The sequence below is a fragment of the Acinetobacter lwoffii genome, from assembly GCF_024129715.1.
In the GTDB taxonomy this organism is placed as follows: Bacteria; Pseudomonadota; Gammaproteobacteria; order Pseudomonadales; family Moraxellaceae; genus Acinetobacter; species Acinetobacter lwoffii_U.
In genome coordinates, this window is the sequence record NZ_JAMXXM010000021.1 from 1 (window position 1) to 20,917 (window position 20,917).

General features: G+C 43.6%; 21 protein-coding genes. 10 read left to right on the forward strand and 11 right to left on the reverse strand.

Annotated elements, in window-relative coordinates; genetic code table 11:
- Positions 1–292 precede the first annotated feature (292 nt).
- Positions 293–1,579 (reverse strand): branched-chain amino acid transport system II carrier protein, encoded by a 1,287-nt coding sequence (brnQ, locus tag NI462_RS11830; protein ID WP_148334894.1) that lies wholly within the window; start codon positions 1,577–1,579, stop codon positions 293–295.
- 350 nt (positions 1,580–1,929) lie between these two features.
- On the opposite strand from brnQ, the gene map reads away from it, so the two are divergent.
- Positions 1,930–2,724 carry a type I methionyl aminopeptidase gene (map, locus tag NI462_RS11835; RefSeq protein WP_004645281.1) on the forward strand — a complete coding sequence of 265 codons (795 nt, stop codon included), beginning with the start codon at positions 1,930–1,932 and terminating at the stop codon, positions 2,722–2,724.
- A 250-nt stretch (positions 2,725–2,974) separates the two neighbouring features.
- Here map and NI462_RS11840 read toward each other — a convergent pair whose 3' ends face one another.
- The 4 genes from NI462_RS11840 to NI462_RS11855 all read right to left on the reverse strand — a co-directional run bounded on the left by NI462_RS11840 (position 2,975) and on the right by NI462_RS11855 (position 6,178).
- Entirely contained in the window at positions 2,975–3,874 is a 900-nt protein-coding gene (locus NI462_RS11840; RefSeq protein WP_004278733.1) for a LysR substrate-binding domain-containing protein, read from the reverse strand.
- A gap of 84 nt (positions 3,875–3,958) precedes the next feature.
- A complete protein-coding gene (locus NI462_RS11845) occupies positions 3,959–4,663 on the reverse strand; it encodes an SIR2 family NAD-dependent protein deacylase (protein ID WP_253160758.1) in 705 nt (234 codons plus the stop codon).
- 19 nt (positions 4,664–4,682) lie between these two features.
- The gene (locus tag NI462_RS11850) at positions 4,683–5,615 is read right to left on the reverse strand and encodes an alpha/beta fold hydrolase (protein ID WP_180037338.1); all 933 of its coding nucleotides are present in this window, start codon (positions 5,613–5,615) and stop codon (positions 4,683–4,685) included.
- A 14-nt stretch (positions 5,616–5,629) separates the two neighbouring features.
- On the reverse strand, positions 5,630–6,178 hold the full coding sequence (locus tag NI462_RS11855; RefSeq protein WP_004645277.1) for a PadR family transcriptional regulator: 549 nt from the start codon (positions 6,176–6,178) through the stop codon (positions 5,630–5,632).
- Between the two features lie 166 nt (positions 6,179–6,344).
- Here NI462_RS11855 and NI462_RS11860 point away from each other — a divergent pair, with 166 nt between their 5' ends.
- From NI462_RS11860 to NI462_RS11870, 3 genes are all read left to right on the forward strand, one after another.
- Entirely contained in the window at positions 6,345–8,369 is a 2,025-nt protein-coding gene (locus NI462_RS11860) for an NADPH-dependent 2,4-dienoyl-CoA reductase (RefSeq protein WP_005103416.1), read from the forward strand.
- Positions 8,370–8,550: 181 nt separating this feature from the next.
- A complete protein-coding gene (locus NI462_RS11865; RefSeq protein WP_005100041.1) occupies positions 8,551–8,961 on the forward strand; it encodes a nuclear transport factor 2 family protein in 411 nt (136 codons plus the stop codon).
- Between the two features lie 70 nt (positions 8,962–9,031).
- The gene (locus NI462_RS11870) at positions 9,032–10,144 is read left to right on the forward strand and encodes a YheT family hydrolase (protein WP_005100043.1); all 1,113 of its coding nucleotides are present in this window, start codon (positions 9,032–9,034) and stop codon (positions 10,142–10,144) included.
- A 56-nt stretch (positions 10,145–10,200) separates the two neighbouring features.
- Here NI462_RS11870 and NI462_RS11875 read toward each other — a convergent pair whose 3' ends face one another.
- A complete protein-coding gene (locus NI462_RS11875) occupies positions 10,201–10,620 on the reverse strand; it encodes a hypothetical protein (RefSeq protein ID WP_035341811.1) in 420 nt (139 codons plus the stop codon).
- A gap of 228 nt (positions 10,621–10,848) precedes the next feature.
- Between NI462_RS11875 and pyrG the strand changes: the two genes are divergently transcribed.
- The 6 genes from pyrG (at position 10,849) to rodA (ending at position 17,062) form a co-directional block, all read left to right on the forward strand.
- Positions 10,849–12,489 carry a CTP synthase gene (gene pyrG, locus NI462_RS11880; RefSeq protein WP_005100051.1) on the forward strand — a complete coding sequence of 547 codons (1,641 nt, stop codon included), beginning with the start codon at positions 10,849–10,851 and terminating at the stop codon, positions 12,487–12,489.
- A gap of 32 nt (positions 12,490–12,521) precedes the next feature.
- Entirely contained in the window at positions 12,522–13,379 is an 858-nt protein-coding gene (kdsA, locus tag NI462_RS11885; RefSeq protein WP_005100054.1) for a 3-deoxy-8-phosphooctulonate synthase, read from the forward strand.
- A gap of 59 nt (positions 13,380–13,438) precedes the next feature.
- Entirely contained in the window at positions 13,439–14,728 is a 1,290-nt protein-coding gene (gene eno / locus NI462_RS11890) for a phosphopyruvate hydratase (RefSeq protein ID WP_004278719.1), read from the forward strand.
- Between the two features lie 7 nt (positions 14,729–14,735).
- Positions 14,736–15,128, forward strand: a complete 393-nt coding sequence (locus tag NI462_RS11895; RefSeq protein ID WP_004645271.1) for a septum formation initiator family protein — start codon at positions 14,736–14,738, stop codon at positions 15,126–15,128.
- Positions 15,097–15,810 carry a 2-C-methyl-D-erythritol 4-phosphate cytidylyltransferase gene (gene ispD / locus NI462_RS11900; RefSeq protein WP_005100062.1) on the forward strand — a complete coding sequence of 238 codons (714 nt, stop codon included), beginning with the start codon at positions 15,097–15,099 and terminating at the stop codon, positions 15,808–15,810. The genes NI462_RS11895 and ispD overlap by 32 nt, the downstream gene beginning before the upstream one ends.
- Positions 15,811–15,922: 112 nt before the next feature.
- Entirely contained in the window at positions 15,923–17,062 is a 1,140-nt protein-coding gene (gene rodA, locus NI462_RS11905) for a rod shape-determining protein RodA (protein ID WP_004645269.1), read from the forward strand.
- A gap of 152 nt (positions 17,063–17,214) precedes the next feature.
- Here rodA and NI462_RS11910 read toward each other — a convergent pair whose 3' ends face one another.
- From NI462_RS11910 to cydP, 5 genes are read right to left on the reverse strand one after another with little or no spacing between them, the layout of a single operon-like run.
- Positions 17,215–17,517, reverse strand: coding sequence for a cyd operon YbgE family protein (locus NI462_RS11910; RefSeq protein ID WP_004278714.1), 303 nt, complete (start codon positions 17,515–17,517; stop codon positions 17,215–17,217).
- 3 nt (positions 17,518–17,520) lie between these two features.
- Positions 17,521–17,622 (reverse strand): cytochrome bd-I oxidase subunit CydX, encoded by a 102-nt coding sequence (gene cydX / locus NI462_RS11915; protein WP_004278713.1) that lies wholly within the window; start codon positions 17,620–17,622, stop codon positions 17,521–17,523.
- Positions 17,623–17,648: 26 nt separating this feature from the next.
- Positions 17,649–18,794, reverse strand: coding sequence for a cytochrome d ubiquinol oxidase subunit II (gene cydB, locus NI462_RS11920; RefSeq protein WP_004645267.1), 1,146 nt, complete (start codon positions 18,792–18,794; stop codon positions 17,649–17,651).
- Complete coding sequence (locus NI462_RS11925) at positions 18,791–20,377, reverse strand: cytochrome ubiquinol oxidase subunit I (RefSeq protein WP_222112184.1); 1,587 nt, start codon at positions 20,375–20,377, stop codon at positions 18,791–18,793. Before NI462_RS11925 ends, cydB begins: the two co-directional genes overlap by 4 nt.
- Positions 20,377–20,568 (reverse strand): cytochrome oxidase putative small subunit CydP, encoded by a 192-nt coding sequence (gene cydP, locus NI462_RS11930; protein ID WP_004645265.1) that lies wholly within the window; start codon positions 20,566–20,568, stop codon positions 20,377–20,379. The genes NI462_RS11925 and cydP overlap by 1 nt, the downstream gene beginning before the upstream one ends.
- Between the last annotated feature and the right edge of the window lie 349 nt (positions 20,569–20,917).

Genomic DNA, 20,917 nt, shown 5'->3' on the forward strand with positions numbered 1-20,917 from the left:
AGTCGTTTAAATTCCCCATCATTAAATCTAGTTAAATTTTCATATTTCATGGGGCTAGTATAAACAATTTTTTACTTTCGCAAGAGATCTATTTATATAAAAAATAAAATAATTAAAGTGCAATTCTATACATCATATTTTATAGAAAATCTTAGTATCAAGATTTACAGCGGTGATTTGATGTCATTATTAAGAAACAATAAATGTCCGTTTGGGTAAAACCTGACAATTATTGATCACGCTCAAACCGGATTTTGGGTAAAAATACGATTTTTCAGACATCCTAGAAGTTTTAGTTTCTAATACGGTCAATCACAGCTGTAATCAGCAATACAATCATGGACGGGATAAACCAGGCCAGATTCTGATCTGATAGAGGTAAATTTTGCAGTAATGCAGGCAATTCAAAACCAGCGACTTTTAATCCATCAAAAATACCAAAGATCAAGGCCACCAGGGTCACTGGCGCAATCACATGAGATGGTTTCTTGAAGAAGTTTGCACAGAAGCTCAGCATAATGACGCTAATGGCAGGCGGATAAATCGCACTTAAGACTGGAACCGAAACAGCGATCAGTTTGGTTAAACCCAGATTTGAAATCACCAGTGAGAAGCCCACCAGAATAAATACAAAGATCTTGTACGGAATTTTGGTCAAGCTGGAAAAATACTCAGCGCAGGCACAGGTCAGACCAATTGCAGTGACCATACAGGCAATAAAAATCATGCCGGACAGGAAGTAAGCACCCATATCGCCAAAAGCATGTTGTACATATGCATGCAGGATAATGGCACCATTGGCTGCATTTGGTGCAATCTCATGGCTACCTAGTCCAAGTTTAAACAGACTTAAATACACCAGAGTTAAACCAATACCAGAAATAATGCCGGCATTCACTGCATATTTGGTAATCAGTTTTTTATCGGTTACACCACGTGAAGTAATGGCTTTGACAATCACAATACCGAAAACTAAAGCGCCCAAAGTATCCATGGTTAAATAACCATTTACGAAGCCTTCAGTCACTGGACTGGTAACGTAATTATCGATCGCTGCAGGCGGATTGCTGGCAGGAATCATCACGGCTGCTACACCCAAAATGATCAAAGAAATAATTTTAAGTGGCGACAGGAAATAGCCGACGGTATCCAGAATCTTATTGGGATATAAGGACACGATGGTCACCACAGCAAAATAGATGATGCTGTAAATGAGCAGACTGCCAGATTCATTGCCAAAGTAAGATGAAAAACCGATTTCATAAGAAACGGTTGCGGTACGTGGCGTCGCAAATAAAGGGCCAACAGCTAAGTAACAGATTACAGTCAGCAAAATACTGGCTGCTTTGCCCAGAGGCGAGCTTAGTGCCTGAATGGAGCCTTCAACGCGAGACAACGCAATAATGGTAATCACGGGTAAGCCGACTGCTGTAATAAGGAAACCTAAAGCAGCGAGCCATACGTGTTCACCGGCTTGTTGAGCCACAATCGGTGGGAAGATAATGTTGCCCGCACCAATAAACAGTGCAAAGGTCATAAAACCTAGGGCGACAATATCCCGGGTACGCAGACTTGTCATAAAGGGAGATCAATAGAACAAAAGAAAGCGATTTTAGTGTATATGTCCAATTTTTTGGAGTTTATTTTAAGGCTGGAAGCCTTGATTCTAGTGAGTTTGCGAATCATATAACCAGTCATTCAAATCTTGGTAGAAATATATGTTTGATAAATCGCTGAAAAATATATTTTTCCTTATAAGCTCAATAAATATCTGCACTTGCTATCAAAATATGTCAGTTATTGTTTGTACAAATAAGCAGCAGTGAAAAGTCCTATTTCAAGGAAAATTGCTGTACTGAAACTCAACAACTGCGACATATTTCGCAAAAAAGGGATTATAATTCAGGGATTCATAGTGAGGATAGGTATATGCGCGCTCCAGCGATTAGTCTTAAAACTGAGCAAGATGTTGAAAAACTGCGGATATCTGGGCGTTTGGCTGCAGAAGTTTTAGCGATGATCGGGGAGCATGTCAAGCCAGGTGTCACGACTGAATATCTGGATGATCTCTGTCATGATTTTATTGTAAATACCTTAAAAGTGACGCCCGCCAATATTGGCTATTATGGCTATACCAAAACCACCTGTATTTCACCGAATGAAGTGGTTTGTCACGGCATTCCATCATCGAAAGTCGTTCTGCAGGATGGCGATATTATCAATATTGATGTTGCCATTATTAAAGACGGTTATTTTGGTGATACAAGCCGGATGTACTATGTTGGAACTCCTTCTCCAGAAGCCAAGCGACTGGTCAATACCACCTATGAAGCCATGGTGGCCGGGATTCATGCGGTGAAGCCGGGCGCGACTCTAGGTGATATCGGCTATGCGATTCAAACGGTCGCACAGCGTGAAGGCTATTCCATCGTGCGCGAATATTGCGGTCACGGCATCGGTAAGGTCTATCACGAGCAGCCAAACATTCTGCATTACGGTCAGCCAGGTCAGGGCATTAAACTGGTTCCAGGCATGGTGTTTACCATTGAGCCGATGGTGAATATGGGAAAAGCCCGCGTCAAAGAGCTGAAAGATGGCTGGACTGTAGTCACCACGGATAAATCCTGGTCGGCGCAATGGGAACATATGGTCTATGTCACCGAAACCGGGTTTGAAGTCTTGTCGCCTTGGCCTGAAGGCACAGGTGAGTATCCGGAAATTTAAAATATTGATTGAATGATCTTTATTCAGATAATCCACTTACATAAATTACAACTCACTCGTTCTTGCTGACGAAAACATACAAAACACTACATTAAACAGTGGTTTAGGATTTTATATCTGATTAAACTAAGAGTCAGATACATAGGTTCCCTTTTTTTCGCTCACTATGCTGTAGTGAAAGTTTCTCTAGCTCATTTTTCCCCAAGAATGAGCTATTTTTTTTGTCTAGTTTTTCTCAAAAGTACTTCATTTAGCGCCGATTTAATTCAGCGACCAGATAATCAATAAAGACCCTTACTGCAGGTAATAAGCCGCGACGTGAAGGATAAACCACATGGAAAATACCATGCGGTGCTTTCCAGTCAGGAAGCACTCGAACCAGTTCACCACTTGCCACGTACTGCTCGACCACGTTATCTGGCAACAAAGTGACGCCTGAGCCTGACGCGGCCAGTTGTGCCAGCATATTTAAGTCAGAACCCATAACCGTTGGACTGACACGAATTTTTTTTTGTTCCTGCTGTTCATTTTGTAAGGTTAGAAACTGTTCGGTATGGTCTTCGGCCATACTCAGGATTTTATGTTCAGCCAGTTGCTCTGGGTTTTTTAGTTCACCAAATTCATTTAAATAACCCTGACTGGCGAATAAATGCTGCTCAATTTTTTCAAACTGGCGGATCACCAGATTTGGGTCATCATCCAGGCTGGAACGGACACGTAAGGCCAGATCAAAGCCTTCATTGATAATATCGACCCGTCGATTGGTGATCATCATCTGGACTTTAATTTCGGGATATTTTTTCAGGAAATTTGGCAGAATTTTTGCCAGTTCATTCTGGGCAATAGAGACTGGCAGACTGACTTTAATGGTTCCACGCGGTTCGGTACTCAGATGATCCACCAAATCATGCGCTGCCTGTGCAGCACTCAGCATCACCTGTGCATGCCGATAAATATTCATGCCGATATCGGTCACGGCAAAATGACGCGAACTGCGCTGAATCAGACGTACACCCAGACGCTCTTCCAGATTAAACACCCGGCGGCTGAGTTTGGATTTGGGAATATCGGTTGCGCGTTCGGCCGCACTAAAGCCGCCATGTTCCACTACCTGCGCGAAACAGTAAAAGTCATCCAGATCAGACAGCATGGTTTAATTCCATTCTTGCAACGATAAGCTGATTAAAAATTGATTGTTGCATGCTGTCAATCAGAGAATGCAGCGCATAAAGATTTAATTCCCGGATTTCAGTAAGCCTAGCAGTGTTTGCATGCCATCGGTCGCGTTTTGGGGGATTTTGTAAAACTGCCCAGGCAAATGCTGCTTCTCGGCTTTCGGGTCGATGTAATAGGCCTGACAGCTTGCAGGAATCTCATGAATTAATCCGGCAACCGGATAAACCTGCAGGCTGGTACCAATGACCACAAAAATATCGGCATCCTGTACACAGTCTTGAGCTTCTTCATATGCGGGCACGGCTTCGCCAAACCAGACCACATGAGGACGCAGCGGATATCCTGCCTTGCAAAAGTGTTGATTTAAATCTAATTCAGAACCTTCAATTGGATAAAACTCGGTCGTGCTTTGTGCGTCGGGGCCTGAGCTTTTGGCCAGACGAATATTGCCATGTAAATGGATCACCTTGGAGCTGCCGGCACGTTCATGTAAGTCATCAATATTTTGGGTGATTACATGCACATCAAAGTTATCTTCAAGATCCGCAATCACTTGGTGGGCAGCATTTGGCTGTGCTTCTAGAATATTTTTACGGCGGGCGTTATAAAAGCGTTGTACCAGTTGTGGGTTTTTGGCCCAGGCTTCGGGTGTGGCGACTTCTTCTATACGATGCTGTTCCCAAAGTCCATCACTGTCACGAAAAGTATTAATGCCACTTTCGGCGCTCATGCCTGCACCGGAAAAGACCACCAGCTTTTTCATTATTCTGTCTCCTGAATCTTTAGGTAGCTGAACCGCTAGATTGCGAATTTTCTTTCAAGAAGATGCCAAGTTCTCGGGAAAATTTTAGCGGTTCAGTCAGTAAAGGCGTATGGCCAGACTTGCTGAAAATTATCTGTTTGGCATGAGGCAGGCTTTCTGCAATCAGGCGCTGACCTTCAAAAGGATACAACTTGGATTGTACACCGCTAAAGAAGGTCACCGGACAGCTAAGCTGAGCTAGAGCCTCGCGGTAATCTTCACGATGATATAAATAATTATTGATATACCACGCCATATAATCCACCCGGCTGGAAGGTAATAACAGGCTTTGCAGGCGAGGTTGATTTAGGATAAATGCGAAAGCTTTCAGACTATATTTTTGTTCATTTTGTAGCTGAATAAACTTTAGCCATAGGGCAGCGATTTGTTTACGTACCGAAATGTCGAGATCGCGGATCAATTCAACTTGCTGGTATTGTGCAAGTAGGGCAGAGAGCTGCTGCAGGATGTCGATAAATTCCTGATGACGTGGACCAAAAAGTCCAAAAGCCCAAGCATCATCGACCGGAATTTTAGGTGTTTGATCGATATGTAAATAAGCAGAAATCTGACTGGAAAAGTTGCCATAATGTATGCCGTGCATTGCTGTGGTTGCGCCCATAGAGTAAGCAAGCACAATGAATTTATCTAAATTGAGCTGTTGAATTACCGACTGAATATCCAACCAGTGACTGGAAATCGCATCCCTATCTGGCGGAATTTTACAGCGACTGGAAGCCCCAAAGCCGCGCCATTCTGGAATAATGAAACGGAAATTTTTCTGATGCGGATAGAGAAAAGCTTTCCATTGCCAGCTCAGCATGCCAAGTCCAGAGAGTACCAGTACCGGCTGTCCCCGACCGTATTCGCGTACAAACAGCTGTTCACCATCGGGCATGCGATAAAAGGGCATGTGTGTCTCCGTATTTATAATTGTTGTGCGTCAAATTGTTGCAGTCGCGGAATAACCTGTTCCAGCCAGGAAATCCAACCCAGTTCCTGATCAATTCCCAGTTGCAGAATCATTTTATGAATATATAAGGTACGGTCAGTTTCGTCCGCTTGAGCAAAGTCCTTGGCAAAAATCTGCTGATAGGTTTTCAATTTCTCTTTATGCAGTTCCAGATGGCGTTCCAGCTCTGCCAAAGTGTTATTGCCACCAAGTTGGGCTTCGGCACGTAAACGTACCATCAGCTCTTCACGTAATTGTGCTGGTGGGCTCTGTTGCAACATCCAGTTGGCCAGTTCTTCGCGGCCCAGACGTTCTACCTGATAAGTCTTTTTGCGGCTATTCGAGTCTTCCTCTTCTATCGTCGAAATCCAGCCTTTTTGCAGCATGGCATTCAGCTCGCGATAAATCTGCTGATGAGTGGCATTCCAGAAGAAGCCCATGGAACGGTCAAAACGGCGAGCCAGTTCGATTCCGGTGCTAGGTTTTTCAATCAGGCTGGTCAATAAAACATGCGCTAAAGACATAAACGTCTCAAAAAAGTGACTCGGGATTATTATGCAACATGTTGCATAAAAATCAATTCTGGCATATAAATTAGTGCAACAAGTTGCATTAAACTGGAAAGATTGAGGGATCAAACTGCCAGTTGCTAAAACAATAGCCAGCCTAAACGCATGCTCAGGAGTTGAAATGTCTAAATATCCGAATTTACTTGCCCCATTGAACTTGGGTTTTACCACACTTAAAAACCGCGTATTAATGGGTTCCATGCACGTTGGTCTTGAAGAAGCACCCGGCGGATATGATCGGATGGCAGCTTTCTATGCAGAGCGTGCCAAAGGTGGAGTCGCTTTAATCGTCACCGGCGGGATTTCTCCAAATGATGATGGGGTGACGTTTCATGGTGGTTCCAAACTTGACACTCTTGAAGAAGCTGAAAAGCATAAGGTGATTACCCAGGCCGTACATGAGGCGGGCGGGAAAATTGCCATGCAGATTTTACATACCGGGCGTTATTCTTATCAGGCCGAAAATGTCGCGCCATCCCCAATTCAGGCACCGATCAATCCAGTCAAACCCCATGCTTTAACTTCGGCTGAAGTGCAACAAACCATTGATGATTTTGCCAATTGTGCCAAGCTGGCTAAATATGCCGGTTATGACGGTGTAGAAATCATGGGCTCGGAAGGCTATCTGATTAATGAGTTTATTGCCGCGCGTACCAACCATCGTGATGATGAGTGGGGTGGAAGCTATGCAAACCGCATCCGTTTCCCGATTGAAATCGTACGCCGTACCCGTGAAATGGTCGGTGAGAACTTTATCATTATTTATCGCCTATCTATGCTGGATCTGGTCGAAGGCGGTTCAACTCTGGAAGAAGTCATCCAGTTGGCCAAAGAAATTGAAAAAGCCGGTGCGACCATTATCAATACTGGCATTGGCTGGCATGAAGCGCGTATTCCGACGATTGCCACCAAAGTGCCACGTGCAGCCTTCACTTGGGTCACGCGTAAGCTGAAAGGTCAGGTGAAGATTCCTTTAATCACTTCAAACCGTATTAATACTCCGGAAATGGCTGAATATGTATTGGCATCTGGTGATGCTGATATGATTTCCATGGCCCGCCCAATGCTGGCAGACTCTGAGTTTGTCTTGAAAGCGGAGCAGGGTCGTAGCGATGAGATCAATACCTGTATCGGTTGTAATCAGGCCTGTCTGGATCATATTTTCTCAATGAAAATTGCCACCTGTCTGGTCAATCCACGTGCCTGCTATGAAACAGAGCTCATTTTTAAAGAAACCAATGTGGCAAAAAATATTGCCGTGATTGGTGCAGGTCCTGCAGGTTTAAGTTTTGCTGTATATGCGGCAAATCGCGGTCATCAGGTGACGGTATTTGAAGCCGCTGCTCAGATTGGTGGACAGTTTAATATTGCCAAGACTATTCCAGGCAAGGAAGAGTTTTATGAAACCTTGCGTTATTTCAAACGCCAGATTGAATTACAGCCACGTATCAAATTGCAACTGAATCATAAGGCGAGTCTGGAAGAGCTGGCTCAGTCAAACTTTGATGACATTGTGGTGGCAACAGGCGTGACACCGCGTCAGCTTGAGATTCCAGGCATTGATCATGCAAAAGTATTGTCTTATCTGGACGTTTTGAAAGAACGTAAGCCAGTGGGTCAGCGAGTTGCCATTATTGGTGCAGGTGGTATTGGCTTTGATACAGCCGAATTCCTGAGTCATGAAGGAGAAAGTGGCAGTATCAATCCGGAAAAATTCTATGATGAATGGGGTATTGATACTGACTATGAAAATGTCGGTGGCTTAAAAGCTGCAAATGTAGAAAAACCGCAACGTGAAATTTATTTATTGCAACGTAAAGCCGCTTCAGTCGGCGCAAGTTTGGGTAAAACCACAGGCTGGATTCATCGTACTGGTTTAAAACACCGTGATGTAAAAATGATTGCGGGCGCCAATTATGAAAAAATTGATGATCAGGGCTTACATATAATCGTAAATGACAAACCTGCGGTACTAGAAGTCGATCACGTGATCATTTGCGCTGGTCAGGAATCTTATACCGCCATGTTTGATGAGCTAAAAGCGGCGGGTAAAAATGTGCATCTGATTGGTGGGGCGAAAGAAGCAGGTGAGCTGGATGCCAAACGTGCCATCCGTCAGGGTGCTGAATTGGCGGCGGTGATTTAATTTAAAAAGCCAAACTTTATTAACCTCTCCCTGACCCTTTCCTAAAAGGAGAGGGATAAATCGGTATAAAAAGTGTTATCTTCCTCTCCCTGAACGAGTTTAAAGTACTGCTTTAAACGAAGTGCAAGAGAGGGCTGGGGTGAGGGAGATTAATTTTTTAATAACAAAAAAGGAATTCAAAATGACCATCGAAAATACCAAAAAATCCATTGCACGCTGGCATGAGATGCTAGAAAGCCGTGATATGTCGATCTTGAATGAGCTGCTTGCTGAAGAAGTGGTATTTCGTTCGCCTGTGGCTTTTCAGCCTTATCCTGGAAAACAGTTGGTATTTTTTATTTTGACCAATGTCATTCAAGTCTTTGAAAACTTCACTTATCACCGTGAATTTATAAGTGAAGATGGTAACAATGTCGTACTTGAGTTTTCTGCCAATGTGGGCGATAAAAAACTAAAGGGAGTTGACATGATTCAGTTTAATGAAGAGGGTCAGATGATTGATTTTGAAGTCATGATTCGACCTAAGTCCGGACTTGAGGCCTTGGCTGTACAGATGGGCCAGCGGATGCAATCATTCCAAGCTAAAACTTAATTCGAACTATTGATTCAAGTCGGCATGAAATTTGTAAATCACAGCTAGTACAACTAGAGGGGGATGACAGATGAAAATGTTGCTTAAAAAATTGGGTCAGCTTTCCAGTGAATATCTGGATCGTTTCAGCGGAGCAGACGAGCCGACCCTGTATTACAATCCGAATGGTGTATTTTCGGGACTCATTGAACGCTTACCGCAGCTGCAACAAAAATATCGCCCTACGCCGTGGTTAGCTAATGCACACGCACATATTCTATATTTCGATTTAATTAAAAAACGTACCATTAAGCTGAAATATGACGCGCTTGAACAGCTGAAAATGTCAGATGGCGGAATTACCGGTATTGCCTGGTATGGACTGGATCTTCCTGCAAATACCCCTACCATTGTTTTATTGCATACGATAACCGGTTCTCCTGAATCGATGCGTGAACTGGTTCGTGATCTGCATAAACATACCGGTTGGCGTGTGGCATTGTGTTTACGCCGTGGTCATGCAGACTTACCCATGCCTGTGCCTAAAATGAACCTGTTTGGTTCAACTCAGGATTTGCGTGAGCAGCTCTTGTATATACAGGACAGATTTCCTCAGTCCGATCTCTATGGGGTTGGATCTTCTGCGGGTACGGGATTGTTAGTGCGTTATCTGGGCGAAGAAGGTGAACAAACCCCACTCAAAGCGGCTTTTGCCTTATGCCCTGGCTATAACACTGAAACCGGTTTTGCCAATGTGCATCCGTTTTACAGTAAAGTCATGGCCAAAAAACTGATTAAGCGCTTTATTCATCCTTATCAAGAAACCTGGCAGGTCTGCCCAAGCTGGAAACAGTTATTAGAAGTTAAAGATCTGTCCGAATTTGAAAAACTCTATTTTGAACTGGCCGGATTTGCGGATTATGCCAGTTATACTCAGGCAACCAATCCGATTTATGTGTTTGAAAGTGTCAAAATCCCACTGATGATTTTAAATGCGGAGGATGATCCGGTTTGTCACATCCGAAATTTAGAACCTTATAAAGAAAAAATTCGGGCGATGTCTAATATTATGGTGATTACCACCAAAAAAGGCAGTCATTGCGGCTTTTATCAGGGCTTGATGCAAACCGAATCTTGGGCTACCCGACTAATGGCAGACTATTTGATTCACTTATCTCGTGCACCGGCAACAGTATCCGCTTAAAAAGTTCCAATAAAAAACCCAGCATCTGCTGGGTTTTTTGATGAATGATACTGTAATTAGTCAAGTGCTGGCATCGCTGCGGCAATTGCGTCAGCAACCGCATCATCCTCAGACTTGTTTTCTGGATTTGAATTGGTTTTAGATGTGGTCGCAGCAGGCTTTGACGCAGGTTCTTCGCGGGTTTCAGGCACTGGTGCCGGCTCAGTAGTTTCTGGTTTTTTGATTTCACGACGGATTTCAGTCGTGGTGTTTTCAGTTTGCTCACGTTGAATTTCAACCGTTGGCGCTACTTCCTCTTCAATTGCCGCTGGCTCTACAGGTTCAAGCGGTTCAAATTGCGTTGGTTCTGGAGTCGAGATTTCAGATGCTGGAGTAACTTCTACTTGCTCTTCTTCTTTTGGTGCTTCTTTTTTTACACACGCAGTTAATGTCAGGCCAGTCAGGATTAGGGTGGAGATTAAAAGTTTCTTCATCATCATTGCATCAAACATAAAAGTGTGGAGTGGATACACTATTATAGCAGCAAAATGCAAGATAGAAATCATATGAACTTACTGTAATTTTTTATAGGAATTGCTGTTAGAATAGTCAATTGTTTATTGTTCTTTGAATTGATGCGGATTGACTTTGCTTTCTAGGTACAAGGTAAAGTAAAATTGCGCAACATTGCAGGCCGATTTAGGCTCGATTGTACGAGAAACCCAATGACCCATTTTATTTTCGTTACTGGTGGTGTAGTTTCATCACTAGGTAAAGGTATTTCAGCTGCTTCTGTTGCTGCACTTTTAGAAGCTCGTGGTTTAAAAGTGACCATGGTAAAAATGGATCCATACATTAATGTCGATCCAGGGACAATGAGCCCATTCCAGCATGGTGAAGTTTTTGTTACAGAAGATGGTGCTGAAACAGACTTAGACTTGGGTTACTACGAACGTTTCTTGCGTCGTGCGAAAATGACCAAACTGAATAATTTCACATCAGGCCGTGTTTACCAGGATGTTCTGAACAAAGAACGCCGTGGTGACTACCTGGGTGGTACTGTGCAAGTTATTCCACACATTACTGACAATATCAAAGAGCGTGTACTTCGTGCAGGCGAAGGTTATGACGTTGCGATCGTAGAGATCGGCGGTACTGTAGGTGACATTGAATCTCTCCCATTCATGGAATCTGTACGTCAGTTAATGGTTGAACTTGGTCATAAACGTACCATGTTAATGCACTTAACGTTACTCCCATACATTAAGTCTGCAGCAGAATTAAAAACCAAACCAACACAGCACTCTGTTAAAGAACTCCTGTCGATTGGTATTCAGCCAGACATTCTCATCTGCCGTACAGAATACGATGTAGATGCAGATACGACGCGTAAGATTGCATTATTTACCAACGTTGAAGCACGTGCCGTTGTGGTATGTAAAGACGCACGTTCGATCTACCAGATTCCACGTACATTCTACGAACAAAATGTTGACGATTTAATTTGTGAACGTTTTGGTTATAACGATCTTCCTGAAGCTGACTTAACAGATTGGGATAACGTTGTAGAAGCACTGCTGAATCCTGAATACACCGTACGTGTTGCAATGGTTGGTAAATACGTTGAACTTCCAGATGCTTACAAATCTGTCAACGAAGCACTTCTACATGCGGGTATTCAAAACCGTGTGAAAGTTCAGATTGACTACGTAAACGCTGAAGAGCTTGAAAGCCAAGATGTAGCAGAAGTATTGAAAGATGCTGATGCGATTCTGGTTCCTGGCGGTTTTGGTGAGCGCGGTACTGAAGGCAAAATGAAGGCGATTCAGTTCGCACGTGAGAACGGTGTGCCGTTCCTCGGTATTTGCTTGGGTATGCAGTTGGCTGTGATCGAATACGCACGTAATGTTGCTGGTATTGCAGATGCGACTTCGACTGAATTTAACCGTTCAACGAAATCTCCATTGATTGGTTTAATTACTGAATGGTTAGATGAGCGTGGTGAAGTTCAGCAACGTTCTGCTGATTCTGATCTGGGTGGTACGATGCGTCTTGGCGCGCAAAAATCTGAACTGGTTGCAGGGACTAAAACTGCAGAAGTTTATGGTTCTGAAGAAATCATCGAGCGCCATCGTCACCGTTACGAGATGAACAACCGTTATATCCCAGTGCTGGAAGAAAAAGGCATGAAGATTTCTGGTTATTCTCCGGTACAGCATTTGGTAGAAACTGTTGAAATTCCTGCACATCCTTGGTTTATTGCAGTACAATTCCACCCGGAATTTACCAGCTCGCCACGCGATGGTCACCCATTGTTTGCCGGTTTCATTGATGCTGCGAAAAAGCAGTACCAAAAAACCAAATAATCGGTGCGTAGGACACAACTAGGGAAGTTTAAATGTCGCAATTAAAACCACAAGAAATTGTACGTTTGGGCGATATACAAATGGCAAATCATTTGCCATTTGTATTATTCGGCGGAATGAATGTACTTGAATCTAAAGACCTGGCTTTTGAAATCGCAGAGACTTATGTCGATATCTGCACACGTTTGGGCATTCCTTATGTGTTCAAAGCCAGCTTTGATAAAGCCAACCGTTCAAGCCTGAACTCTTTCCGTGGGCCTGGCCTGGAAAAAGGTCTCGAGTGGTTAGCTGACATTAAAAAACACTTTAATGTACCGATCATCACCGATGTGCATGAGCCGTACCAAGCGGCTCCTGTTGCAGAAGTGGCAGACATTATTCAATTGCCAGCTTTCTTAAGCCGTCAGACGGATCTTGTTGAAGCAATGGCAAAAACCGATGCGATCATCAACATCAAAAAAGCCCAGTTCCTGGCTCCACACGAAATGCGTCATATTTTGCATAAGTGTCTGGAAGCCGGAAATGACAAGCTGATCATTTGTGAACGCGGTTCGGCATTTGGCTATAACAATCTGGTTGTAGACATGCTGGGCTTCGACATCATGAAAGAAATGAATGTCCCGGTGTTCTTTGATGTAACCCATGCCTTACAAACCCCAGGCGGCCGTGCAGATTCTGCCGGTGGTCGTCGTGCGCAAATTACAACGCTTGCACGTGCGGGTATGGCAACGGGTCTTGCAGGCTTGTTCTTGGAAGCACATCCAGATCCGGAAAAAGCCATGTGTGATGGTCCATGTGCGCTGCGCATGTCTCAGCTTGAGCCGTTCCTGGCACAGCTAAAAGAATTGGATACCTTGGTTAAAGGTTTCGAAAAGTTAGATACACACTGAGTTTATCACTCTTGCGCTGCCGTATAGGCAGCTCATATTAATCAACTGAGGAATAGTTCATGAGCCAAATCGTTGACATTCGTGCACGTGAAATTTTGGACTCTCGTGGTAACCCTACCATCGAAGCAGACGTAATCTTAGCATCTGGCGTAGTTGGCCGTGCATGTGCACCATCTGGTGCTTCAACTGGTTCTCGTGAAGCTTTAGAACTTCGTGATGGCGATAAAGCGCGTTACTTAGGTAAAGGCGTTAAAACTGCGGTAAATAACGTCAATACGTTAATCCGTGACGCTTTGGTCGGTAAATCAGTATTCGAACAAAAAGACATCGATAACACGATGATCGCGCTTGACGGTACTGAAAACAAAGAAAAATTAGGTGCAAACGCAACTTTGGCAGTGTCTTTGGCTGCTGCGCGCGCTGCTGCTGAAGAAAAGAAAATTCCTCTTTTCCAATACATCGCAGATCTTCGCGGTCAAACGATTTTGACCATGCCTGTACCAATGATGAACATCATCAATGGTGGTTCACATGCAGACAACAACGTCGATATTCAAGAATTCATGATTGAGCCAGTAGGCTTCACTTCATTCTCTGAAGCGCTACGTGCCGGTGCTGAAATTTTCCATTCACTTAAATCAGTATTAAACAAAAAAGGTTTAAACACTGCGGTAGGTGATGAAGGTGGTTTTGCACCGAACTTACGTTCAAACGAAGAAGCAATTACGGTTATTCTTGAAGCAATTGGTCAAACTGGCTACAAAGCAGGTTCTGACATCATGCTTGCGCTGGATTGTGCATCTTCAGAATTCTACAAAAATGGTCAGTACATTCTTGCGGGCGAAGGCAACAAAGCGTTCACAAGCAACCAGTTCTCTGACTATTTAGCAGGTCTTGTAAACCAGTACCCAATTATCTCGATTGAAGATGGTCTGGACGAATCTGACTGGGAAGGCTGGTCTTACCTGACTTCTATTCTTGGCGACAAGATCCAGTTGGTTGGTGACGACTTGTTCGTAACGAACCCGAAAATTCTGCAACGTGGTATCAACGAAAAAGTGGGTAACTCGATTCTGATCAAATACAACCAGATCGGTACCTTGACTGAAACTTTAGATGCCATCTACCTTGCGAAAGAGAATGGTTACTCTACTGTAATTTCACACCGTTCAGGTGAAACGGAAGATTCAACGATTGCTGATCTTGCAGTAGGTACAGCAGCGGGTCAAATCAAGACTGGTTCACTTTGCCGTTCTGACCGTGTAGCGAAATATAATCAATTACTTCGTATTGAAGAATTGACTAATGCTGCATATCGCGGTAAAGCTGAGTTCAAAGGTTTGAACTAAGCGACTTATGTCAATGTTAAATGTATTCGACTCGACTGCGAGTAAAGTACTGTTGGGCCTTGCGATCATTTTGATCGCAGGGTTTCAATATTTATACTGGTTTGGTGAAGGTGGTTATCATGATCATCAGCAACTGACCCAGAAAATCCAGCAACAGATGGAATTGAATGATGAGCTGAAAGAGCGTAATCGCGTTCTGGCGGCAGAAGTTTATGATTTGAAGAATGGTATTGAAGCCATCGAAGAACATGCGCGTTTAGATCTTGGTCTGATTAAGCCACGCGAAACTTTTATTCAAATGAGCACGATCAGTACTCAATATAAACCGATCTATCTTAATCCTAATTCTAAAGTAGACCTGCGAACCAATGAGTCAGCCGAAGCACCAACCACACCCTAAACTTTGGGTCATTCTTCCAGCTGCAGGTTCCGGTAGCCGTTTCTCCAAAACAGAACTGAAACAATATCAGATGATTCAAGAGCGAACTGTTCTTGAACATACGGTGGCTCGTCTGAATCAACTGCCTTTGGCGGGTTATGTCCTGGCGATTGGTGAACAGGACAACGTCGCAAAAATGCTGCCATTTTCCAGTCAAGAGAAAGCCCATTTCTGTCTGGGCGGTGCCGAGCGGGTGAATTCCGTGTTAAATGCACTCACGTATTTATCTCAAATCGCTTCTGAAGATGAGTGGGTGCTGGTACATGACGCGGCGCGTCCCTGTGTCGGTCTGGATTGTCTGCAACAGTTAGTCAATACGGCGATTACAAATGATCAGGCTGCGATTCTGGCGATTCCAGTAAGAGATACACTTAAGCGTGTAGTAACCAATTTTGATATTGAGGAAACAGTGGATCGCTCAATGCTATGGCAGGCACAAACACCACAAATGGCCAAGCTAGGTGTGTTGAAACGGGCGATTGAGCAGGCTTTGCAAGATGGTGCTACGATTACTGATGAAGCCAGTGCGCTGGAACATATCGGCGAACAGGTGAGTGTAGTACAAGGGCGTTCCGATAATATTAAAATTACCTATCCGGACGATCTGGAACTGGCCAAACTGATTTTACAGGCTCAGGCTTAAAAATATATTCAAATAATATTTAAATAAAAGCAGAATAAATCTGGCTATAGCGATCTATTCGCTATAGCTTTCACTTATAATTTTGCCATCATTCTTTTTCACCTTTTGGCCAATGATACCTTCACAGCAGTATCGGTTTTTACGTCACTCTTTGCGTGATGGACGTAGTATTAACCCGCAAGATTCATCTCGATGGACCAAGTTGCACCTTGATCCCTGGTTATTGTGCTTTCTAGTTCTCAATGCAATCCTGGGTTTAATGGTGGTGTATAGCGCGACATCCGAAGACTCTGGCATGGTGGTGCGTCAGGCGATCAGTTTTGGAATTGGTTTTGTGCTGCTGTTTATCTGTGCGCAGATTCCACCGAAAGTCTATCAGGCGATTAGTCCATACCTGTATGCCTTCGGGATCTTCATGCTGCTTCTGGTCTTTGTGATTGGTGAAAAACGCTTGGGTGCAACCCGCTGGATTACCTTGCCGGGGGTAGGAAGCATGCAACCGAGTGAGGTGATGAAATTTGCGATGCCTTTGATGATGGCATGGTATTTTGCACGTAAGCCGTTTCCTCCCAAATTTTTGCATATTGTGGGGGCTCTGATTTTATTGGGCGTACCATTTGTTTTGGTGGCGCTTCAGCCTGACTTGAACATTGGCTTGGTGATTCCCGGTATTTTTGTTCTATTTTTAAGTGGGATGTCGTGGCGTCTGATTGGTGGTGCAGCCGCTGCAGTAGCCGTGGCAGCTCCGGCTGCATGGATGTTTGTATTACAAGAGTATCAAAAAAAACGTATTACCACGTTATTTGATCCGGAATCGGATGCCTTGGGTGCAGGCTGGAATATCATCCAGTCCAAAATTGCGATTGGTTCAGGTGGTTCCACGGGCAAAGGCTATACCGAAGGTACCCAATCACATTTAGGTTATCTGCCTGAACATCATACTGACTTTATTATGTCGACTTATGCCGAAGAATTCGGTTTTATCGGTGTTTTCCTGCTGTTTAGTTTATTCACTGCCATTATTATTCGCTGTCTGATGATTGGTTTAAACAGCTTTCATAACTTTGGCCGTTTATATGCTGGAGCCATGGGACTGACTTTCTTCTTCTTTGTATTTTTAAACTCAGGCATGGTGAGCGGGATTTTACCTGTAACTGGAGATCCATTACCGCTCATGAGTTATGGTGGAACGGCAGTGATTTCCATGCTGGCCGGGATGGGCATTGTGATGTCGATTCATACCCATCGATAAATCATTCTAAAAGTCGGACTGGTTCCGGCTTTTTATATACTTAAAATAAGTTGTTTTAAAAATCCTGTTTTGGCCAGAAGAAAAAAGAAGAATATTTTAGAATTCGTATGAAATTAAAAAGCCCTCAAATGAGGGCTTTTTAATTTCATACTTTAACTGAGAAACCAGGTGTAATAACCCCAGATCATTAAAGGCCATGCTAGGAAAGGGCTAAACAACCATTTCCAGAACCAGTGGCGCGGCATAAAGCCAACACCATGGACAAAGCCTCCAGAAATACCAATCATGATATACATCATGGCACTATGGCTATATTCACCATTGGCATCCAGCATTGCAGAAGGATGAACCAATAACACTGCTGCGAGAGGAAAAGCCAGGAGGCAGGAAATCATCATCGCAAATTTGTTTGGTTTCTTGTCTACAACGGTTTTCTCAAGCGCAGCTTCGGTCATGTTTTATTCCTCATCCAGGTCTTGGTGTTGTTCCATGTAAATGGCAGCAATCACACTGGCAAAACACGCCATCAGTACACCCAGAATCCAGGCAAAATACCACATAATCTTGTCTCCTTAGAACACAGCTCTTAGTACAGGCTGTGTGAATTATCTTCAATGTGTTTGTTGGTAATCACGCCCCACATCTTGTAATAACACCAAGTGGTATAGATCAGGATCAGTGGAACAAAGATACAGGCAGCAACGGTCATAACGGTTAAGGTATTTTTACTAGATACCGCATCCCACATGGTCAGACTTGCAACCGGGTTAATGCTTGAAGGCATCAGGAAAGGGAATAGGGCGAAACCAGCAGTCAGAATTGCACCGATAACTGCCAGAGATGAACCCAGGAAGCTCAAGCCTGCTTTATTTTTACCTGCTGCCAGTACAATGATCAAACCGCCCAAAATGCCGGCAATAGGCGCTGCCATCGTGATTGGATAAGTCGAGTAGTTATTCATCCAGCCTGGATTGGCATTGGTCAGCACTTCTTTGGCGAGCGGGTTGGCAACACCATTGGTATCAAAAGGTGTAACCAGTGTATAACCTTGAATACCACCAAAGTACAGCCAAGCGCCTGCAGCCAGGAAGGTAACCAGATAAACCAGACCCATGATTTGTGTTGCTTTGGCAGAACGTTGGCGTAGGTCACCATCAGTACGCAGCATTAACCATGCACCACCATGTGCACACAGCATCGATAAACTGACCAGACCACAGACAATCGCAAACGGATTCAGCAGGGCAAAGAAGCTACCAGTATAAGTAGAACGTACAGTTTCATCTAAAGTAAATGGTACACCCAGGAACATGTTGCCGAATGCCACACCGAAGACCAATGCAGGCACTGCACCACCAATGGCTAGACCCCAGTCCCATGAATTGCGCCATTTGGTATTTTCCAATTTTGAGCGATAGTCAAAACCGACCGGACGCAGGAATAGGGCAAACAGTACCAGCAACAGTGCCCAGTACATGCCAGAGAAGGCGGTTGCATAGACCATTGGCCAGGCAGCGAACAAAGCACCGCCGGCAGTAATAAACCAGACTTGGTTACCGTCCCAATGCGGAGCAATGGTATTGATCGCTGCACGGCGCTCGCTATCATTTTTTCCCACAAATGGCATGATCGCCATGGAGCCCATATCGAAGCCATCGGTGAGGGCAAAGCCAATCAGCAATACGCCGACCAGCACCCACCAAATGATTTTTAATAATTCATATTCGATCATGCGTGAGTCTCCTCATTTGCCTTCTCTGCAGCTGCAAGCTTTTCAAAATGGTATTTACCGGTATGCAGTGAGCTTGGGCCAAGACGTGAGAACTTGATCATCAGATACATCTCGATAATCAGTAACACGGTATAGAATGCTGCCAATGCAAGGATTGAACCCCAGACATCACCTGTACTTAAGCTTGATGCTGAAAGATGCGTCGGTAATACCTCACCAATGGTCCAAGGTTGACGACCTACTTCTGCCACATACCAGCCAGTTTGCGCAGCAACCCAAGGCAGAGGAAGTGCAAATAATGCAAATTTCAATAACCATGGTTTGTTTTCAGCATTACGTTTTGCTACCGCAAAAGTTGCCAGTGCAAATAGAAGCAACATCAGGAAGCCGGAAGCCACCATGGCACGGAAGGCCCAGAACAGGCTTGGTACGTGTGGAATAGTGTCTTTAGCAGCTGCTTTGATTTGCTCATCAGAGGCATCAACGACATTTGGCGTGTATTTTTTCAGAAGTAGACCGTAGCCTAAGTCTTTTTGGCTTTCTTCAAAAGCGGTTTTCAGTTCTGGAGACTGATCACCAGCACGTAATTTTTCCAGTTGTGAATAGGCCACCATGCCATTACGGATACGCGCTTCGTGCTGAACCAGCAGGTCTTTAATACCCGTGACTTGTTCAGTCGTAGAACGTGTAGCGATCAGACCCATCACATAAGGAATTTTCACTGCATAATCTGTAGTCATAGTTTCCTTATTCGGAATACCAAACAAAGTAAATGGTGCAGGTGCAGGGTGGGTATCCCATTCTGCTTCAATTGCTGCCAGTTTGGTTTTCTGTACATCGCCCAGCTCATAACCTGATTCATCACCCAGTAAAATCACCGAAAGTGTAGAGGCAAGCCCGAAGATGGCTGCAATGGCAAAAGAACGGCGTGCAAACGGCAAGTCACGTTTTTTCAGCATGTAATAACTTGAAATGGCCAGTACAAAAATAGCACCTGTGACATAACCGGCAGATACGGTATGCACAAATTTAACCTGAGCGACCGGGTTAAAAATCAGTGCAGCAAAGTCCACCATTTCCATACGCATGGTTTCGTAGTTGAATACAGAACCAACCGGGTTTTGCATCCAGCCATTGGCGATCAGAATCCACAGCGCAGACATGTTCGAACCTAAAGCTACCAGCCAGGTCACTGCCAGATGTTGTACTTTGGACAGGCGATCCCAACCAAAGAAGAACAAGCCAATAAACGTCGATTCAAGGAAGAAGGCCATCAAACCTTCAATCGCCAGCGGTGCACCGAAAATATCACCGACATAATGCGAGTAATAAGCCCAGTTGGTTCCGAACTGGAACTCCATGGTCAGGCCGGTGGTTACCCCTAAGGCAAAGTTAATACCAAACAGTTTTCCCCAGAACTTGGTCATGTCTTTATAGATTTCTTTGCCGGAAATCACATAGGTGGTTTCCATAATGGCAAGCAGAAATGCCAGACCTAGCGTCAGTGGAACAAAAATAAAGTGATACATCGCGGTCATGGCGAACTGGAACCGCGAGAGATCGACCACGCTTTCAGAAATCATCAACGTGTCTCCTGGATTTGGGAAGGATTACCGGCGATACGCTCGGCGACTTGGTTATCAAAATTTTTAGGAATCGTAGGCGCATCAAACCAGATGTTTTTAATTATCATGAGTAAAATAACCTTGATAATTAAAATAGCGGTTATTTCTCTAACCACTCTCTGGTTTAGATTTTTGGGAACTAAGCTCATTCGACTAAGCCTGTTATATGACTTGTTGTATATTATTAATCTATTGTAACTAAAAAATAAATAGACGATACAATTTAAATAAATATATATTTATAAGTATTTGAAAATAATAAATATATATTTATATGAGTTAAAATTTATTCTAAATATTTTTTATTATTTTATGTAATTTTATTAGTTTTTAAATCCGACTAAAATGCTTATATTTATATATTTGAATGTAGATTATTTTAGTTGGAATAATATTCTTCTATTTTTAAACCTGATTAAAATGCTTGGTTTTAAAAGATTGAATAAAATTAATCAAACTATTTTGGTTGGTTTTATAATGGTTGAATATCAGTGTCAC

Coding starts and splice junctions, on each gene's coding strand:
- map (WP_004645281.1), top strand. CDS start 1,930: ATGCGCGCTCCAGCGATTAGTCTTAAAACTGAGCAAGATGTTGAAAAA.
- NI462_RS11840 (WP_004278733.1), bottom strand. CDS start 3,874: ATGCTGTCTGATCTGGATGACTTTTACTGTTTCGCGCAGGTAGTGGAA.
- NI462_RS11855 (WP_004645277.1), bottom strand. CDS start 6,178: ATGTCTTTAGCGCATGTTTTATTGACCAGCCTGATTGAAAAACCTAGC.
- NI462_RS11870 (WP_005100043.1), top strand. CDS start 9,032: ATGAAAATGTTGCTTAAAAAATTGGGTCAGCTTTCCAGTGAATATCTG.
- eno (WP_004278719.1), top strand. CDS start 13,439: ATGAGCCAAATCGTTGACATTCGTGCACGTGAAATTTTGGACTCTCGT.
- NI462_RS11845 (WP_253160758.1), bottom strand. CDS start 4,663: ATGAAAAAGCTGGTGGTCTTTTCCGGTGCAGGCATGAGCGCCGAAAGT.
- NI462_RS11925 (WP_222112184.1), bottom strand. CDS start 20,377: ATGATTTCTGAAAGCGTGGTCGATCTCTCGCGGTTCCAGTTCGCCATG.
- NI462_RS11895 (WP_004645271.1), top strand. CDS start 14,736: ATGTCAATGTTAAATGTATTCGACTCGACTGCGAGTAAAGTACTGTTG.
- NI462_RS11910 (WP_004278714.1), bottom strand. CDS start 17,517: ATGACCGAAGCTGCGCTTGAGAAAACCGTTGTAGACAAGAAACCAAAC.
- cydP (WP_004645265.1), bottom strand. CDS start 20,568: ATGAGCTTAGTTCCCAAAAATCTAAACCAGAGAGTGGTTAGAGAAATA.
- NI462_RS11860 (WP_005103416.1), top strand. CDS start 6,345: ATGTCTAAATATCCGAATTTACTTGCCCCATTGAACTTGGGTTTTACC.
- NI462_RS11850 (WP_180037338.1), bottom strand. CDS start 5,615: ATGCCCTTTTATCGCATGCCCGATGGTGAACAGCTGTTTGTACGCGAA.
- rodA (WP_004645269.1), top strand. CDS start 15,923: ATGATACCTTCACAGCAGTATCGGTTTTTACGTCACTCTTTGCGTGAT.
- ispD (WP_005100062.1), top strand. CDS start 15,097: ATGAGTCAGCCGAAGCACCAACCACACCCTAAACTTTGGGTCATTCTT.
- kdsA (WP_005100054.1), top strand. CDS start 12,522: ATGTCGCAATTAAAACCACAAGAAATTGTACGTTTGGGCGATATACAA.
- cydB (WP_004645267.1), bottom strand. CDS start 18,794: ATGATCGAATATGAATTATTAAAAATCATTTGGTGGGTGCTGGTCGGC.
- NI462_RS11865 (WP_005100041.1), top strand. CDS start 8,551: ATGACCATCGAAAATACCAAAAAATCCATTGCACGCTGGCATGAGATG.
- cydX (WP_004278713.1), bottom strand. CDS start 17,622: ATGTGGTATTTTGCCTGGATTCTGGGTGTACTGATGGCGTGTTTTGCC.
- NI462_RS11875 (WP_035341811.1), bottom strand. CDS start 10,620: ATGATGAAGAAACTTTTAATCTCCACCCTAATCCTGACTGGCCTGACA.
- pyrG (WP_005100051.1), top strand. CDS start 10,849: ATGACCCATTTTATTTTCGTTACTGGTGGTGTAGTTTCATCACTAGGT.
- brnQ (WP_148334894.1), bottom strand. CDS start 1,579: ATGACAAGTCTGCGTACCCGGGATATTGTCGCCCTAGGTTTTATGACC.